This is a genomic window from Thioclava sp. F28-4, assembly GCF_002020045.1.
GTDB classification, from domain to species: domain Bacteria; phylum Pseudomonadota; class Alphaproteobacteria; order Rhodobacterales; family Rhodobacteraceae; genus Thioclava; species Thioclava sediminum.
The window spans coordinates 297,923-315,027 of sequence record NZ_MPZQ01000005.1 but is presented as its reverse complement, the minus strand read 5'-3'; the positions used below and the strand labels follow the sequence as shown (position 1 = coordinate 315,027).

The following is a 17,105-nucleotide window of genomic DNA, read 5'->3' as shown; positions in this document are numbered from 1 at the left end:
AAAAAGGCCCGCATCGCCGCGGGCCCTTTGCAAAATTATACCATCACTTGCGCGGCTTCTTCGGGCCGCCGGGCTTGGGCTTTCCGCCTTTGCCCGGATGCGGCCCTTTGCCGGGGCCTGCATATTTCGCGCGGGGCTTCTTGGCCTTCGGGGCGGCACCGCCTTCGGGCTTGGGCTTGCGTTTCTTCGGCGGGATGTCCGCGAGGGCTGCGAACACGGCCTCGTCGTCGGGGCTCCAACCGCTGGTCTTCGCGCTCTCCTCCGGGGCGTCGTCGCGCGGTGCCTTGGGCGGGCCTTTGCGATGGGGCGCCTTGTTTGGGCGCTCGCCACGGTCGCCGCGTTCCGGTTTGCCATGCGGCTTGTCTGCGCGGCGTTTTTTCGGCGGCGGGCCGAAATCAGGTTCACCGTTCAGGGCGCGGGCCTTGATCTCATCGGAGAGCTCGCCATCGGGACCAAGCGAGGCCGCGAATTTCGCGACGCTCTTCTCGGCGATCTCGACGAAGGTCTCGTCATCGCGCACGCGGATCGCACCGATCGACGATTTGTCGAGATCGGCATGGCGGCGCAGCAAGGGCAGCAGCCAGCGCGGCTCTGCCCGGTCGTTGCGCCCGACCGACAGCGTGAACCAACGGCTCGGGCCGAATTCCTGACGCTCCGATTGCCCCTTGGTGTCCGGCGGCAGAAGGTCTTCGGGCGGAGCATTGCGCGATTGCTGCAGCCGCAGGAAGGCGGCGGCGACAGCCTCGGCCCCGTGCCGGTCGAGCAACTTGCGCGCAAACGCCGCCTGATCCTCGCTGACCGGCTCGCGCCAATCGGGATCGGTCAACAAGCGCTCTTCATCGCGCGCAATGATCGACTCGGCCGACGGCGGGACGCTCCATTCGGCGTTGATCTTCGCGAATTTCAGCAGGCGTTCGGCACGTTTGACCATGCGCGGCGGCACGATCAGCGCGGACATGCCCTTGCGCCCGGCGCGGCCCGTCCGGCCCGAACGGTGCAGCAGGCTCTCGGTGTTCTGCGGCAGATCGGCGTGGATCACGAGGCTCAGGTTCGGCAGGTCGATGCCGCGCGCAGCCACATCGGTCGCGACGCAAACCCGTGCCCGCCCGTCGCGCATCGCCTGCAGCGCGTGGCTGCGTTCGGCCTGTGACAGCTCGCCCGACAGCGTCACGACCGAGAGGCCGCGATTGCCGAGACGTGCGCTGAGATGGTTCACCGCGGCACGGGTGTTGGCGAAAACGATGGCGCTTTCGTCATGGTGATAGCGCAGCAGGTTGAAGATCGCATGATCGCTATCCGAGGCCGCAACCTTCAGCGCCTTGTAGGCGATATCGGAGTGTTGCTGCGCGGTGTTGATCGTCGAGATGCGCTGCGCGTCGTTCTGGAACTGCTCGGCCAGCTTCGCGATCATCGGCGAGACGGTGGCGGAGAACAGCAGCGTGCGCCGCTCTTCCGTGGCGGAGCCGAGGATGAATTCGAGGTCTTCGCGGAAGCCCAGATCGAGCATCTCGTCGGCCTCGTCGAGCACGACCGCGCGGATGTCGCTCAGATCGAGCGCGCCGCGGCGGATATGGTCGCTCAGGCGACCGGGCGTGCCGACCACGATATGGGTGCCGCGTTCGAGCGCGCGGCGCTCCTGACGCGGGTCCATGCCGCCGACGCAGGAGCTGACGATGGCGCCGGTCTTGGCGTAGAGCCAGCGCAATTCCTGCATGACCTGAAAGGCGAGTTCCCGCGTGGGGGCCACGACGAGTGCAAGCGGCGTGCCAGCCGGGCCGAAGCTTTCGGCCTCGCCCAGCAGGGTCGGGGCGATCGCGAGACCGAAGCCGACCGTTTTGCCCGAGCCGGTTTGGGCCGAGACCAGCAGGTCCTTGCCCTCCAGCGCGGGATCGGTCACCGCGTCCTGCACGGGAGTGAGAGTGTCGTAGCCGCGCTCGGCGAGCGCTGCGGAAAGGGAGGGGATCATCGGAAAGTCGTCCAAGCAATGACGTTAGGGACGGGCCGCTCTGCGCTGGCAGCCCGTGCGGAAGGCGCCTGCATAACGGTCCCTGCGGCAAATGTATATTGCCTATTTGGGGAATCCGCCCGTTATGGGCAATAATTCTTGGTCAGGCGATGACTTGCAGCACCACCGCCGAGGCGTAGATCGCGACCAGCAGCAGGCTCTCGATCCCGATCCGGGCCGGCCCGTCTTTCTGGCGCAGGATCAGCCCGCCGAGCAGCACGCCCGTCATCATCAGCCCCGTCGCGAGCCAGTAGAGGTCCGACATCGAGACCGCGTGATACAGCGAGCCGCCACGATACGCCCCGTCCGAGAAGACGAGGAACAGCGTGTCGAAAGTGTTGCCGCCGATGATCCCGCCGATGGCCAGTTGCAGCGCGCCGCGACGGACCGCGGTCAGCGTCGTTACCAGCTCGGGCAGCGAGGTCACGACCGCCGTCAGCAGCGCGCCCACCAGCGACGAACTGAGACTGAAGCGGGTGACGAATTCCTGCCCGGCTTGCGAAATGACCCATCCGCTGAGGCCCATGATGACCACGAGGCCCATGAAGACGATAATCGGCCCGCGCGGCGAGCGGTTCGCTTCCTCCTCGTCTTCGGGTTCGTCACGGCGTGTCTCGCGGGTTTCCACCGGTTTCCACATCGGCGTTTCCGACACCTGGGTCGCGAGTTTCGTGCCGCCGAGATAGGCGAGGAACAGCACCACCGAGGCCGGGCTGATCCCCCAGATCGCGAAGTCCGGCGCGGCGGTCGCGGCGAGCGGGATCGACAGCAGCACGATCAGCATCACCGCCTGAAAGAGGTTCGCAGGTTCTGCTGCGGAGTGTTCGAGATTGGCGCGTCGGTGCAGCATGTCGGCCAGCGCCAGAAAGAAGGTCTGCGCAGCGATCCCGCCCACGGCGTTGGAGAAGGCGAAGCTCGCATCGCCCTGTGCGGCGACCGACACGGAAACGACGATCCCCGACAGCGAAGTCGCAGCCCCCAGCACGATCCCGCCTGCCAGCGCTTCGCCCATGCGCGTGCGATCCGCGATCACATCGGCCAGCCCGGTCGCCTTGATGGAGGAGAAGACGACGATCAGCCCGGCGAGGGTGAAGACGCCGAGCAGAAGCGGGGTCGAAAGAGGGGCGATCATGAAGGCTCCGGTGTCGCTGTTCGAAAGGCAACCGCGCTGCGCGCTCACGGTTCCGTTAAGTGCGCGACGGCTGGGTGCCTCTGCAGAGGGCCGGGGGAGTCGACATGCCCGACAGAGACGTTAGTGTCGGCGCCAATCAGCGCGCGGGAGGACAAGCATGTTTATCGGATTGGATCTGGGCACATCGGGGCTGAAGGGCCTCTTGATTGACGAGGCGCAGCGCGTGGTTGCCGAGGCGACGCATCCGCTCACCGTCTCGCGCCCGCACGAGGGCTGGTCGGAACAGGATCCTGCCGAATGGATCGCGGCGATGGAGGCAGTGCTCGGCTCGCTCGCGCAGCACGATCTGTCGGCGGTGCGCGGGATCGGGCTTTCGGGCCATATGCATGGCGCGACGCTGCTGGATGCGCAGGACGAGGTATTGCGGCCCTGCATCCTGTGGAACGACACCCGCGCCTATCGCGAGGCGGCGGCGCTCGACGCGGATCCGCAATTCCGCGAGATCAGCGGCAATATCGTCTTCCCCGGCTTTACTGCGCCGAAACTTGTCTGGCTCGCCAAGCACGAGCCGGAGCGTTTCGCGAAAGTGGCGAAAGTGCTGTTGCCGAAGGACTACCTGCGGCTCTGGCTGACCGGAGAGCATGTCTCGGAGATGTCGGACGCCGCCGGGACGAGCTGGTTCGACACCGGCGCGCGCGACTGGTCGGATGCGCTGCTTGCGGCCACCGGGATGCGGCGCGAGCAGATGCCGCGCCTCGTCGAGGGCTCGGACGTCTCCGGCACGCTGCGCCCGCAGATCGCGGCACGCTTTGGCCTCTCTGACACCGTCGTCGTTGCGGGCGGCGGGGGCGACAACGCGGCTTCGGGCGTGGGCGTCGGCGTCGTGGCGGCGGGACAGGCCTTCGTCTCGCTCGGCACCTCTGGCGTGCTGTTTGCCGCCGATGATGGCTATCGCCCAGATGCGGCGAGCGCGGTTCACAGTTTCTGCCATGCCCTGCCGCAGACGTGGCACCAGATGGGCGTGGTGCTGGCCGCGACCGACGCGCTGAACTGGTATGCGCGGCTTCTGGAGAGCGACGCCAAGCAACTGACCGAAGGCCTCGGCCCGCTGCAGGCGCCGGGCAAGGCGCGGTTCCTGCCCTATCTCGGCGGCGAGCGCACGCCGCTCAACGATGCGGCGATCCGCGGCGCGTTCATTGGGCTTGAGCACGCGACCGATCGCACTGCGACCACGCGCGCCGTGCTGGAGGGGGTGAGTTTCGCGCTGCGCGATTGCCGCGATGCGCTGGCTGGCACCGGCACCCGGATCGAGACGCTGCTCGGCGTCGGGGGCGGTACGCGCTCGCGCTATTGGTGCGAGGCGATCGCAACCGCGCTCGACACGCCCGTGGCCCTGCCGGTGGCGGGCGATTACGGTGGCGCGTTCGGCGCGGCGAGGCTGGGCATGATGGCCGCGACCGGCGGCGGGTTGGACATCGCGAGCCCGCCGGAGATCGCCGCGACGATCGAGCCGGTCTTCGCTTTGCGCGAAGCGTTCGACGAAAGTTACGACCGCTACCGTCAGGCCGGTGCTGCGCTGCGGGGTTTGACCTGATCTACATCGCGCCGCGCGGTAGCGATCGGCGCGGCGTCGCGGAGATCAGCTCGAGAATTGCAGCCGGATCCGGTTCACATATTCCACGCCCGGTCGCAGGATCGTCGAGGGGAACTCAGGGTGATTGGGCGCATCGGGCCAAGCTTGCGGCTCCAGGCAGATCGCGTTGAAGCTGTCGCCGGACGGTGCGGTGTAGACCTGCAATCCGGGCTGGTTGCTCAGCATCGTCATGCTGCGTCCGGAGGCCGGATCGCTCAGCACCGCCACCTCGCGCATCCCGCCGGAGCCGACGCAGAAGTTGTGATCGAAGCCCTCGCCATCCGGACCCAGCGCCGGGGCCGGTTCGCGGAAATCGAAGCGTGTGCCAGCCACGTCGCGCGGATCCCCGACGGGGAGTTTCTCGGCATCGACCTCGAGAACCTGTTCGGCATTGATCTTCAGCCGGTGATCGGCGATCGATCCGCCACCCGCGAGATTGAAATGGCCATGCGAGGTCAGAGAGACCGGGCAGGCACGATCACAGCATGCGCGGTAAGTGATGCTCAAAGTTTCTGGGTCCGATACCGCGAAGCTCACCTCCGCGACGAGATTTCCGGGGAAGCCCTGATCGCCATCCGGGCTTTCGAGCCGCAGTGTCGCCGCGTTGATCCAATGCGCGACAACGGTCCAGTCGCATTGGTCGAACCCCTTGCCACCGCCGTGAAGGCAGTTCCCGCCTTCGTTCGCATCTAGCTGGAACTGCTCGCCATCGAGCGTGAATTGCGCTCCGGCGATGCGGTTGGCATAGCGCCCGATCGTCGCTCCGTGGAAATCGCGTGTCTTCTGTTTCGGATCGGGGCCGATGAGAAGCTCGACCGGACCGTCGTCGCTTGGCAGCACAACGCTTGTCAGTCGCGCGCCCTTTGGATCGATGCGCACCAGCATCCCTGATGCAAGCCCGATCTCCAGTTCTGATTCGTGATCGAACATGCTGTGTCCTGTCCGTTTCTCGACGAGGCTAACCTAGCGTAACCCTCTCTTCACGTTATGACTTTAATCTCGATCAATACCTGAGGCGAGTTAGCTACATCGCCACTTTCAGCGCTTTGGGCGCGGGCCGCACATCCCGAGCCACATCATACCCAACGCAATTGTTCCTTAAAAGTTTCGTGATGAGCACGCGGAATCTTGTGTGCAGAGGTATTCATGCTCGATTTTGCGCGAAAATTCATTATATCTGGCAATAACGAAAGTTAACGCGCCTTTTGGTGCACAAGCGACAGGCGCTAGCGGGAGTACGCAAAATGCCACAAGCAGTAGATCTCTTCGTGATCGGCGGCGGGGTGAACGGCTGCGGGATCGCGCGCGACGCGGCCGGACGGGGCCTGCGGGTGCGTCTGGCCGAGATGGGCGATCTTGCGCAGGCGACCTCTTCGGCCTCCACCAAGCTGTTCCACGGCGGGCTGCGCTACCTCGAATATCTCGAGATCAAACTGGTCCGCGAGGCGCTGTCCGAGCGCGAAGTGCTGATCCGCGCAATGCCGCATATCTCATGGCCGATGCGCTTCGTGCTGCCCTATAGCGCCGATATGCGTTTCGAGAGCGATACGCCTGTCTCGAAAATGCTCTCCACCGTCATGCCGTGGATGAAGGGCAAGCGCCCGTCCTGGATGATCCGCTCGGGGCTGTTTCTCTATGACCATCTGGGCGGGCAGGGGCTGCTGCCGGGCACCAAGCGGCTCGACCTGCGCAACGCCCCGGAGGGCGCGCCGCTGAAGGACAGCTTCACCCACGCCTTTGAGTATTCCGATGGCTGGGTGCAGGATGCCCGGCTCGTCGTGCTCAACGCCCGCGACGCCGAGGCGCATGGCGCGGATATTCGTGTGCAGACCAAGGTGGTCGAGGCGCATCGCGACGGCGGCCATTGGGTGATCGTGACCGAAGGCCCGAACGGGCGCGAGGAACATATGGCCCGCGCCGTGGTCAATGCCGGTGGCCCGTGGGTCGAACAGATCCTGAAAGGCACGATGGGCAGCGCCAGCCGCGAGCATATCCGCCTCGTGCGCGGCAGCCATATCGTGACGCGCAAGCTCTACGATCACGACAAATGCTACTTCTTCCAGGGTGCGGACGGGCGGATCATCTTCGCGATCCCCTATGAGCAGGACTTCACCCTGATCGGCACGACCGAGGCCGCCCATGAGGACTCGCCGCTCGCCGCCGAATGCACCGAGGCCGAGCGCGATTACCTGTGCGATTTCGCGTCCGAATATTTCAAGGAAGAGGTCACGCCCGACGATGTCGTCTGGACCTATTCCGGCGTGCGCCCGCTCTACGAGGACGGCGCGAGTTCGGCCACCGCGGCGACGCGCGAATATGTGCTCTCGCTCGATGCACCCGCAGGCCAACCCGCGGCGCTGCATGTATTCGGCGGGAAGATCACGACCTATCGGCGTCTGGCCGAAGATGCGCTCGCCAAGCTGCGCCCGCATCTCCCGGGCATGGGCGGGTCGTGGACGAAAGGCGCGCGCCTGCCGGGCGGCGATTTCGCCCCCGAAGAGGTCGGCGCCAAGATCGCAAAGCTCTCGCAGGACTACCCCTTCGTGGATCGCAAATGGGCCGAGCGGATGATCCGCCATTACGGCACCGAGGCGTGGGATATCTTCGGCGATGCCAAGGCGCTGGGCGATCTGGGCCGCGATTTCGGCGGCACGCTGACCGAGGCCGAGCTGCGCTGGCTCGTCGGGAAGGAGTGGGCGCGCAAGGTCGAGGACGTGATCTGGCGGCGCACCAAGCTGGGCTTGCGGCTCGATGCCGATCAGGTCAACTCTGTCGCCGCGTGGCTGGAGGAGCACGCAGCCTGAGGCGCGAAACGGGAGGACTTCATGACCTATATTCTGGCAATCGACCAAGGCACCACGTCGTCGCGCGCGATCGTCTTTGACGCTGCGCTGCGCCCCGTGGCGAGTGCGCAGCAGGAATTCACGCAGCACTTCCCGCATTCCGGCTGGGTCGAGCATGATGCCGAGGAGATCTGGGAGAGCGTGCTGGCGACCGTGCGCGGTGCCATCGAGAAAGCCGGGGTCGAGGCCTCCGATATCTCCGGCATCGGCATCACCAACCAGCGCGAGACGACGCTGGTCTGGGATCGCGAGAGCGGCAAGCCGATCCACAACGCCATCGTCTGGCAGGACCGCCGCACCGCCGAATCTTGCCGCGAGCTGCGCGAGGATGGGTTCGAGGAGACCGTGACCGCGCGCACCGGGTTGATCGTGGACCCGTATTTCTCGGCGACGAAACTGCGCTGGCTTCTGGAGAATGTCGACGGCGCGCGCGAGAGGGCCGAGGCGGGCAAGCTCGCCTTCGGAACCATCGACAGCTGGGTGATCTGGAAACTGACCGGCGGCAAATCGCATGTGACCGACGCGACCAACGCCGCGCGCACGATGCTCTACGATATCGCCAAGGGCCGCTGGTCCACGACCATCGCGAAGAAACTCGGCGTGCCGATTGAGATGCTGCCCGAGGTCAAGGATTGCGCGGCCGAGTTCGGCGTTACGCAACCCGACCTCTTCGGTGCGGACATCCCGATCCTCGGCGTCGCGGGCGATCAGCAAGCCGCGACCGTGGGGCAGGCCTGTTTCAAGCCGGGGATGCTGAAGTCGACCTATGGCACGGGCTGTTTCGCGCTGCTCAATACCGGCGATCAGATGGTGCGTTCCGAGAACCGCCTGCTGACGACCATCGCCTATCAGCTCGACGGGAAGGTCACCTACGCGCTCGAAGGCTCGATCTTCGTCGCCGGGGCCGTGGTGCAATGGCTGCGCGACGGGCTGAAGATCATCGAGGCCGCCGATCAGACGCAGGCGCTGGCCGAGCAGTCCGACCCCGAGCAGGACGTGATCATCGTGCCCGCCTTCACCGGCCTCGGCGCGCCCTACTGGAACCCCGATTGCCGCGGCGCGGTCTTCGGCCTGACCCGCAGCTCCGGCCCCGCTGAGTTCGCCCGTGCGGCGCTGGAATCGGTGGGCTTTCAGACCCGCGATCTGCTGGAGGCGATGCAGGCGGATTGGTCGGATGACGCCCGCCCGACCCTGCGCGTTGACGGTGGCATGACGGCCTCGGACTGGGCGATGCAGTTCCTGTCGGACATCCTCGGCGCGCCTGTCGACCGGCCCGAAGTGCTGGAAACCACGGCGCTCGGCGCGGCTTGGCTCGCGGGCTACAAGGCCGGGCTCTACCCCGAACCCGAGGAGTTCGCGAAGGGCTGGGCGCTCGATCGCAACTTCGCCCCCGAGATGGACGAGGCCAAGCGCGAAGCGCGATATGCAGAGTGGAAAAAGGCGGTCGCCGCGGCGATCTCGATCACTCAGTAGCAGCCCGAGTGATCTTCGCCCCAGCCGGCGATATAGATCACGGACGGGGTGCGCCCGTAGCCGCAGACGAAGACATAGACGCCGAAGGGCTGCCCCGCGCGGACCATTTGCGTGAAGCTGCCCCGCGTATCGCCGCCTGCCTCGACCATCGCGGGGATACGCGCCCGCGTGGCGCGATCTGCGAAGACCGGATCGGACTCGTCGCGCGCATCTCTTAGCCCGAAGCGATGAAAATTCGCCCGATCCTGCTGCAAGGCCGCACCGAGCGATCTCAGGGCCGCGCCCTTCGAATTCCGCATGTCCTGCGGGCCGATGAAGGCGGAGTAGGCCGCAATCTGGGTCCAGTCCTGTGCGGCTGACAGGCCGGGCAATCCAATGAGCGGTAGGGGGATGATGGCGATAAGACGAAGTAATTGGCGCATGGGAGGGCCTCCGGGCAGAGCGGAAAGGGCAGGGTACGCAATGTCTTGATGCCCGAAATCATGCCAAGGGCCCTCAAATCGCGCAACGATTCTGTGCCCCGCCTGCCAAGCCCTCTCCGACACCGAGAGAGGGCTTTCCCTTTCGCGCGTTTTGCTCTTTCTTGTCCCGATCCGACCCGAAGACAGGAGCCACCTAATGACCCGCTACCCCCGCGATCTGCGCGGCTATGGCCGCACGACCCCCGATCCGCATTGGCCGGGCGAGGCGCGCGTTGCGATCTCGATGGTGCTGAACTTCGAAGAGGGCGGCGAGAACAACGTCCTGCATGGTGACGCGGCCTCCGAGGCGTTCCTGTCCGATATCGCGGGCGCCGCGCAGTGGCCCGGCCAGCGGCACTGGAACATGGAGTCGATCTACGAATACGGCGCGCGCGCAGGCTTCTGGCGGCTGCATCGGCTGTTCACCGGGCTGAACGTGCCGCTGACGATCTACGGCGTCGCGACCGCGCTGGCTCGCGCCCCCGAACAGGTCGCCGCGATGAAAGAGGCAGGCTGGGAAATCGCCTCGCACGGCCTCAAATGGGTCGAGCACAAGGACATGGCGGAAGACGAAGAGCGCCGCCAGATCGCCGAAGCCATCCGTCTGCACACGGAAGTCGTCGGAGAGCGTCCGCGCGGCTGGTATACCGGGCGCTGCTCCGCCAACACGGTGCGGCTGACGGCGGAGGAGGGCGGTTTCGACTGGATTTCCGACACCTATGACGACGATCTGCCCTATTGGCTCGAGGTCGGCGCGCGCGACCAGCTCGTGATCCCCTACACGTTGGAAGCCAACGATATGCGCTTCGCCACCGCGCCGGGCTATATCGAGGGCGAGCAGTTCTTCCAGTATCTCAAGGACAGTTTCGACACGCTCTATGCCGAAGGGCTGGAGGGTGCGCCGAAGATGTTCTCGGTCGGTCTGCATAACCGGCTGATCGGGCGGCCCGGCAAAGTCGCAGGGCTGAAACGCTTCCTCGATTACGCGCTCTCGCATGAGGGCGTCTGGTTCGCGACCCGGGGAGAGATCGCCGCGCATTGGGCCGCGACCCACCCGCATACCCGCCGCGAACGCCCGAGCCAGATGAGCCGGGAGCGTTTCGTCGAAGCCTTCGGCGGCATCTACGAACATTCGCCCTGGATCGCGCAGCGTGCCTTCGATCTGGAACTCGGCCCGGCGCATGATTGCCTCGAGGGCGTGGCCTCGGCGCTGGCCCGTATCTTCCGCTCGGCGTCGGAGGCCGAACGCCTCGGCGTGCTGACCGCGCACCCCGATCTCGCGGGTAAACTCGCCCAGGCCAAGCGCCTCACCGCTGAGAGTACCTCCGAGCAGGCCAGCGCCGGGCTCGATGAGCTGACCGATGAAGAGCGCGCCACATTCGAGGCTCTCAACGCCGCCTATACCGAAAAATTCGGTTTCCCCTTCATCATTGCGGTAAAAGACAATACCAAGGCGTCAATCCTCCACGCCTTCCGCCGCCGGCTTGACCAAGACCGCGAGACGGAATTCCGTGAGGCCTGCAAGCAGGTCGAGCGGATCGCGTGGCATCGCCTGAACGCCATGGACCTTTGATGGAATACACCTATTACGCCCCGACGGGCGGTTTGCCCGATCAGAACCAGCGCGCCCGCGAGCGCGCGCAATTCAACACCTCCTACGCGGTGATTCCGCGCGGGGTGCTGTCCGACATCACCATCTCGCTGCTGCCCGGCTGGGAAAACACTCGCGCCTGGGTACTCGCCCGTCCGCTCTCCGGCTTCGCCGAGACCTTCGCCGAACTGGTCGTCGAAGTCGCGCCGGGCGGCGGCTCTGACAATCCCGAACCCGACCCCGAGGGCCAGAGCGTGATCTTCGTGCTCGCCGGTCACATCCGCCTCGTGATCGAGGGCGTCGGCCATGAGCTGGACGCGGGAGGCTACGCCTATCTCGCACCGGGCGCGCAATGGTCGGTCGCCAACGATCAGGACACGCCCGGCACCTTCGTCTGGGTCCGCAAACGCTACGAGCGCGTGCCCGGCATCGACGCACCGGAAAGCTTCGTCACCGCCGATCAGGACAAGCCGCCGCTCGAGATGCCTAATACCTCGGGCTATTGGTCGACCTCGCGCTTCGTCGATCCGAACGATCTGCGCCACGACATGCACGTCAATATCGTGACCTTCATGCCGGGCGGCACCATCCCCTTCGCGGAAACCCATGTCATGGAGCATGGCATCTTCGTGCTGCAGGGCCGGGGCGTCTACCTGCTCAATCAGGATTGGATCGAGGTGGAAGAGGGCGATTTCATGTGGCTGCGCGCCTTCTGCCCGCAAGCCTGCTACGCCGCGGGCCGCCGCCCGTTCCGTTACCTGCTCTACAAGGACGTGAACCGCCACCCGAAGCTCGGCTCGCCCATCTCGGGCTGATCCCCCTTCGGCTTGGTTGAAATATCCCGGGGGTGAGGGGGCAGCGTCCCCTCTCTTTCCCGCGCAACCGGAGGCCCGCGATGCAGATCAAAGCCGAACCGCTGACGCCAGAGGCCTTCGCGCCCTTCGGTGATGTGCTCGACGCCGCAGGCGACCCCGACAAGATCATCAATGCCGGGATGTGCGGGCGCTATCACGACCGCGCGCAGCTCGATTTCGGGGCGGAGACGGGCGGTCGCGCCGGCATTTCGATCTTCAAGGCAGAACCGCGCGCGCTGCCTTATCTCTGCGATCTGCTGGAGCGGCACCCCGAAGGCTCGCAGGCTTTCCTCCCGATGAGCGCGGATCCGTTCCTCGTGATCGTCGCCCCCGATGCGGACGGTAAACCCGGCACGCCGCGCGCGTTTCTCACCAACGGCGCGCAGGGGATCAACCTCCATCGCGGCACCTGGCACGGGGTGCTGACGCCGCTCGCAGCGCCCGGTCTTTTCGCTGTGGTCGACCGGATCGGCGAGAGCGCGAACCTCGAAGAGTACCCTCTGGACACCCCCTTCACCGTCATCGCCTGACCCTTCGTCAAAGGGGCATGGACACTTCCGCGGAACTTTCCCAAGCTGCGCCAAATCGTTTTGGGGAGGAGCAAGAATGAAAACGCGGATCGCACTTCTGCGCGAAATGGGCAAAGCGCGCCCTTATTCCGACAGCAAGCCGCTGGAGATCGTCGAGGCCGAGCTGGAAGATCCCGGCCCGGGCGAGCTGCTCATCAAGATGTCAGCTGCGGGCCTGTGCCACTCGGACCTGTCCGTCATCAACGGCGACCGCCCGCGCGACATGCCCGTGGCGCTGGGCCATGAGGCGGCAGGCGTCGTCGAAGCTGTCGGCCCGTATGTCACGCGCTTCGCGCCGGGCGATCACGTCGTTCTCGTCTTCGCGCCGTCCTGCGGCCATTGCGTGCCCTGCGCCGAGGGGCGGCCTGCGCTTTGCGAACCTGCAGCGGTCGCGGCGGGCAAGGGCAGCCTGATCACCGGGTCGAAACGCATCTCGGTCGGGGGCGAGCATGTGAACCACCATATCGGCGTGTCGGCCTTCTCGGATTACGCAGTCGTCTCCGAGGCGTCCTGCGTGAAGATCGACAAGTCGATCCCGCTCGACCAGGCGGCCCTTCTGGGCTGCGCGGTGCTCACCGGCGTCGGTGCGGTGCTGAACTCGGGCGGGCTGAAGACCGGGCAAAGCTGCGCGATCATCGGGCTTGGCGGCGTCGGCCTGGCGGGGCTTCTGGGCGCGGTTGCGGCGGGCGCGCGCACCATCGTCGCCGTCGATCTCGCTGAGGATAAACGCGACCTCGCGCTGAAGCTTGGTGCGACCCACGCCATCGACCCGACCGAGGAGGGCGCGGTGCAAAAGCTGCGCGACCTCACCGGCGGCGGCGTCGATCTCGCGGTCGAGCTGGCAGGCGCGGCCCCAGCGCTGCAATTCGCCTACTCCATCACCCGGCGCGGCGGCACCACCGTCACGGCGGGCCTGCCCAATCCGCAGGCGGAGTTCAAAATCCCCGCCGTGTCGCTGACCGCGAATGAGCACGCGCTGAAAGGCTCTTACATGGGCTCCTGCGTGCCGGTCCGCGACATCCCGCGCTTCGCGCAGATGATGGTGCAGGGGCAGCTGCCGATCCCCGATCTGATGACCCATCGCCTCAAGCTCGAAGACATCAACGAAGGCTTCGAGCGGCTCGCGGCGGGCGAGGCGATCCGGCAGGTCATCGTCTTCGACTAAGCGCCGATCTCGGCGCGCAACCAATCGCGGAAGGCGCTGACATGCGGCGCCTCCCGCGCGCGCTCGGGCAGGATCAGCGCGTAATTCTCGCCGGTAGCAAACCGGCGCGGCGTCGCCTGCACCAGCCGCCCCGAGGCCAGCGCCCCTTCGGCGATGATCGCGGGCACCAGCCCGAGGCCCATGCCCGCGCTCGCCGCATCGAGGATCATGTCGAAATGATCGAACCGCGCGCCGCGCAGGATATGCCGCGCATCGCGCCCGCTTTCGCGAAACCAGTCGAGCCAGAGCGTCGGGCGCGTCGATTGCTGCAACAAGGGCAGGGCCAGTAGCGCATCGTCCTCCAGCGCCGCACGCCCCGCCATCAGGTTCGGCGCGGCCACGACGATCAACTCCTCCGCCACCAGATTCTCGACCTCCGCCCCTGCCGGTTCATGCCTTGAGCGCATGATCGCCAGATCGAAGGGCTCATGCTCGAACTCCACGGGCAAGAGCCGCGCGCTCAGATCGAGGCTCACCTCCGGCTGCGCGGCTTCAAAGCCTGCCAGCCGTGGGATCAGCCAGGACCGCGCAAAGCTCGGCAGCACCGCCATGCGCAGCACCGCCCGCGCGCCGCCGAAAGCCATCGCCCCCATCGCGGCCCGGTCGATCTGGCCCAGAATTTCCTCAGCCTGCGCCAGAAAAACCTGACCCGCAGGCGACAGAGACAGCCGCTTGCGCACCCGGTCGAACAGCGCCACGCCCAGCCGCTCTTCCAACGTCCCGAGCGAGCGCGACACCGCCGATTGCGTCAGGTTCAGCTCTGCCGCCGCCCGTGTCGTCGTGCCCAAGCGCGCACAGGCGGCGAAGGCCTGCAGTTCGTTGATCGTCGGGGTATAGCTCTTGCGCATGGTCGCGAGGGTGCTCCACTGTGGTTCGCTGGATCATGCGCAAAACTCATCATCTTCGCAAATTTAATCGTTTGCGCTGCGCGCCCCGATGCATAGAGTCCGACGCACCAAAGATAGCCTCCGAGGAGCCGCCATGACCGACCGCCCCACGCTCAAAGCCAAGGATGCCCCCGATCTGGGCAAGTTCACTTGGGACGACTCGCTGCGTCTCGAAACCCAGCTGAGCGAAGACGAGCGGATGCTGCGCGATGCGGCCCGCGCCTATGCGCAGGACAAGCTGCAGCCGCGCGTGATCGAGGCCTTCGAGAGTGAGACCACCGATCCCGCGATCTTCCGCGAGATGGGCGAGATGGGCCTCTTGGGCGCCACGATCCCCGAGGAATATGGCGGGATCGGCGCGGGCTATGTCTCCTACGGGCTGATCGCGCGCGAGATCGAGCGGGTCGATAGCGGTTACCGCTCGATGATGTCGGTGCAATCCAGCCTCGTGATGTATCCGATCTACGCCTATGGCTCGGAGGCGCAGCGACAGAAATACCTGCCGAAACTGGCCTCGGGCGAGTGGATCGGCTGTTTCGGCCTGACCGAACCCGATGCGGGCTCGGACCCGGCGGGCATGAAGACCCGCGCCGAGAAGACCGAGGGCGGCTACCGCCTCACCGGCTCGAAAATGTGGATCACCAACTCGCCGATCGCCGATGTCTTCGTCGTCTGGGCGAAATCCGAAGCCCATGGCGGCAAGATCCGCGGCTTCGTGCTGGAGAAGGGCATGAAGGGGCTGAGCGCGCCGAAGGTCGGCCAGAAACTGTCGCTCCGTGCTTCGATCACCGGCGAGATCGTCATGGACGGCGTCGAGGTCGGCGAAGACGCGTTGCTGCCGCATGTCGAGGGGCTGAAAGGCCCGTTCGGCTGCCTCAACCGTGCACGCTACGGCATCGCCTGGGGCGTGATGGGCGCGGCCGAGTTCTGCTGGCACGCCGCGCGCCAATACGGGCTCGACCGCAAGCAGTTCGACAAGCCGCTCGCGCAGACGCAGCTCTTCCAGAAGAAGCTCGCCGATATGCAGACCGAGATCACGTTGGGCCTGCAAGCTGCGCTGCAGGTGGGCCGTCTGATGGACGAAGCCGATGCCGCGCCCGAGATGATCTCGCTCATCAAGCGCAACAATTGCGGCAAGGCGCTGGATATCGCGCGGATGTCCCGCGACATGCATGGCGGCAACGGGATCTCAGGCGAGTTTCAGGTGATCCGCCACATGGTCAACCTTGAGACGGTGAACACCTACGAGGGCACCCATGACGTCCACGCGCTGATTTTGGGCCGTGCGCAAACGGGCCTGCAGGCCTTCTTCTGATGGCCCCGCTCGAAGGTGTGAAAGTCGTCGAACTGGCGCGGATTCTGGCCGGTCCTTGGGCCGGTCAGGTGCTGGCCGATCTCGGCGCCGAGGTGATCAAGGTCGAAGCGCCCGAAGGCGACGATACGCGTCGTTGGGGCCCTCCCTTCATCGCGCGCGACGGCGACGGGCCGGAGGGGCGCTCTGCCGCCTATTTCCACGCGACCAATCGCGGGAAGATCTCGGTCGTGGCCGATTTTCGCACCGAGGAAGGCCAGAAGATCGTGCGCGATCTGGTCAAGGACGCCGATGTGGTGATCGAGAACTTCAAGCTCGGCGGGCTCAAGAAATACGGGCTCGATTACGAGAGCCTTTCGACGATCAATCCGCGTCTCGTCTATTGCTCGATCACCGGTTTCGGGCAGGACGGGCCCTATGCGTCCCGCGCGGGCTATGACTTCCTCATTCAGGGAATGGCGGGCTGGATGGACCTGACCGGCGACCCGCAAGGCCAGCCGCAAAAGGTGGGTGTCGCCTTCGCGGACATCTTCACCGGGCTTTACGCGGTGATCGGCATTCAGGCTGCGCTGGCCGCGCGGGCGCGCACCGGGCGCGGGCAGTTGGTCGATATGGCGCTTCTGGATTGCGCGGTGGGCGTGCTCGCCAATCAGGGGATGAACTTCCTCGCGACCGGCAACGCGCCGCAGCGTCTGGGCAATGCGCATCCCAACATCGCGCCTTACGAGGTCGTCAGCGCCAAGGATGGCGACCTGATCCTCGCAGTCGGTAATGACGGGCAGTTCAAGCGGCTTTGCGAGGTGCTCGGCCTCGACCTTGCAACCAACCCGGACTTCGCCACGAATGAGGCCCGCGTGGCCAATCGCGCAGCGATGCGCGAAACGCTCCTGCCCGCGCTCGCGCAATGGCCGCGTGCCGATCTGCTCGCCGCGCTCGAAAAAGCGACGGTCCCCGCAGGCCCGATCAACTCCGTCGATCAGGTCTTCGCCGACCCGCAGGTTGAGGCGCGGGGGATGCGGATCGAGGCCGAGGGCATCCCCGGCATCCGCACGCCGATCCGTTTCTCGGACACCCCGCTTGCCGATCCGAAACCTGCCCCTAAGCTAAAGGTCGAATAGTCTCTTCCTCTTGGTGGAAATAT

14 protein-coding genes are annotated in these 17,105 nt (G+C 65.9%); 9 read left to right on the top strand and 5 right to left on the bottom strand.

Annotation, left to right across the window (positions count from 1 at the left end; translation table 11 throughout):
• Window positions 1-43: 43 nt before the first annotated feature.
• The gene (locus BMI87_RS13345; RefSeq protein ID WP_078522097.1) at window positions 44-1,966 is read right to left on the bottom strand and encodes a DEAD/DEAH box helicase; all 1,923 of its coding nucleotides are present in this window, start codon (window positions 1,964-1,966) and stop codon (window positions 44-46) included.
• Window positions 1,967-2,108: 142 nt separating this feature from the next.
• Window positions 2,109-3,137, bottom strand: coding sequence for a sodium:calcium antiporter (locus BMI87_RS13340; protein WP_078522096.1), 1,029 nt, complete (start codon window positions 3,135-3,137; stop codon window positions 2,109-2,111).
• A 157-nt stretch (window positions 3,138-3,294) separates the two neighbouring features.
• On the opposite strand from BMI87_RS13340, the gene xylB reads away from it, so the two are divergent.
• Entirely contained in the window at window positions 3,295-4,731 is a 1,437-nt protein-coding gene (gene xylB / locus BMI87_RS13335) for a xylulokinase (RefSeq protein WP_078522095.1), read from the top strand.
• Window positions 4,732-4,776: 45 nt separating this feature from the next.
• Here the strand turns inward: xylB and BMI87_RS13330 are convergent, their stop codons facing one another.
• Entirely contained in the window at window positions 4,777-5,700 is a 924-nt protein-coding gene (locus BMI87_RS13330; protein WP_078522094.1) for an aldose epimerase family protein, read from the bottom strand.
• A gap of 314 nt (window positions 5,701-6,014) precedes the next feature.
• On the opposite strand from BMI87_RS13330, the gene glpD reads away from it, so the two are divergent.
• The gene (glpD, locus tag BMI87_RS13325) at window positions 6,015-7,574 is read left to right on the top strand and encodes a glycerol-3-phosphate dehydrogenase (protein WP_078522093.1); all 1,560 of its coding nucleotides are present in this window, start codon (window positions 6,015-6,017) and stop codon (window positions 7,572-7,574) included.
• Between the two features lie 21 nt (window positions 7,575-7,595).
• Window positions 7,596-9,086: a glycerol kinase GlpK gene (glpK, locus tag BMI87_RS13320; RefSeq protein WP_078522092.1), complete on the top strand. Its 1,491-nt coding sequence runs from the start codon at window positions 7,596-7,598 to the stop codon at window positions 9,084-9,086.
• Here glpK and BMI87_RS13315 read toward each other — a convergent pair.
• Entirely contained in the window at window positions 9,080-9,508 is a 429-nt protein-coding gene (locus BMI87_RS13315; RefSeq protein WP_078522091.1) for a hypothetical protein, read from the bottom strand. The two genes, glpK and BMI87_RS13315, sit on opposite strands and share 7 nt — an antisense overlap.
• A 196-nt stretch (window positions 9,509-9,704) precedes the next feature.
• Between BMI87_RS13315 and puuE the strand changes: the two genes are divergently transcribed.
• The 4 genes from puuE (at window position 9,705) to BMI87_RS13295 (ending at window position 13,726) form a co-directional block, all read left to right on the top strand.
• Window positions 9,705-11,120, top strand: a complete 1,416-nt coding sequence (gene puuE / locus BMI87_RS13310) for an allantoinase PuuE (protein WP_078522090.1) — start codon at window positions 9,705-9,707, stop codon at window positions 11,118-11,120.
• Window positions 11,120-11,953 (top strand): bifunctional allantoicase/(S)-ureidoglycine aminohydrolase, encoded by an 834-nt coding sequence (locus BMI87_RS13305; protein ID WP_078522089.1) that lies wholly within the window; start codon window positions 11,120-11,122, stop codon window positions 11,951-11,953. Before puuE ends, BMI87_RS13305 begins: the two co-directional genes overlap by 1 nt.
• A gap of 80 nt (window positions 11,954-12,033) precedes the next feature.
• Window positions 12,034-12,522 carry an ureidoglycolate lyase gene (locus BMI87_RS13300; RefSeq protein WP_078522088.1) on the top strand — a complete coding sequence of 163 codons (489 nt, stop codon included), beginning with the start codon at window positions 12,034-12,036 and terminating at the stop codon, window positions 12,520-12,522.
• Window positions 12,523-12,598: 76 nt separating this feature from the next.
• Entirely contained in the window at window positions 12,599-13,726 is a 1,128-nt protein-coding gene (locus BMI87_RS13295; protein WP_078522087.1) for a zinc-dependent alcohol dehydrogenase family protein, read from the top strand.
• Here the strand turns inward: BMI87_RS13295 and BMI87_RS13290 are convergent.
• Complete coding sequence (locus tag BMI87_RS13290) at window positions 13,723-14,613, bottom strand: LysR substrate-binding domain-containing protein (protein ID WP_078522086.1); 891 nt, start codon at window positions 14,611-14,613, stop codon at window positions 13,723-13,725. The genes BMI87_RS13295 and BMI87_RS13290 overlap by 4 nt on opposite strands.
• 133 nt (window positions 14,614-14,746) lie before the next feature.
• Here BMI87_RS13290 and BMI87_RS13285 point away from each other — a divergent pair, with 133 nt between their 5' ends.
• Both BMI87_RS13285 and BMI87_RS13280 read left to right on the top strand, forming a co-directional pair.
• Window positions 14,747-15,967, top strand: a complete 1,221-nt coding sequence (locus tag BMI87_RS13285) for an acyl-CoA dehydrogenase (protein WP_078522085.1) — start codon at window positions 14,747-14,749, stop codon at window positions 15,965-15,967.
• Window positions 15,967-17,082 carry a CaiB/BaiF CoA-transferase family protein gene (locus BMI87_RS13280; RefSeq protein WP_078522084.1) on the top strand — a complete coding sequence of 372 codons (1,116 nt, stop codon included), beginning with the start codon at window positions 15,967-15,969 and terminating at the stop codon, window positions 17,080-17,082. The genes BMI87_RS13285 and BMI87_RS13280 overlap by 1 nt, the downstream gene beginning before the upstream one ends.
• Window positions 17,083-17,105 lie beyond the last annotated feature (23 nt).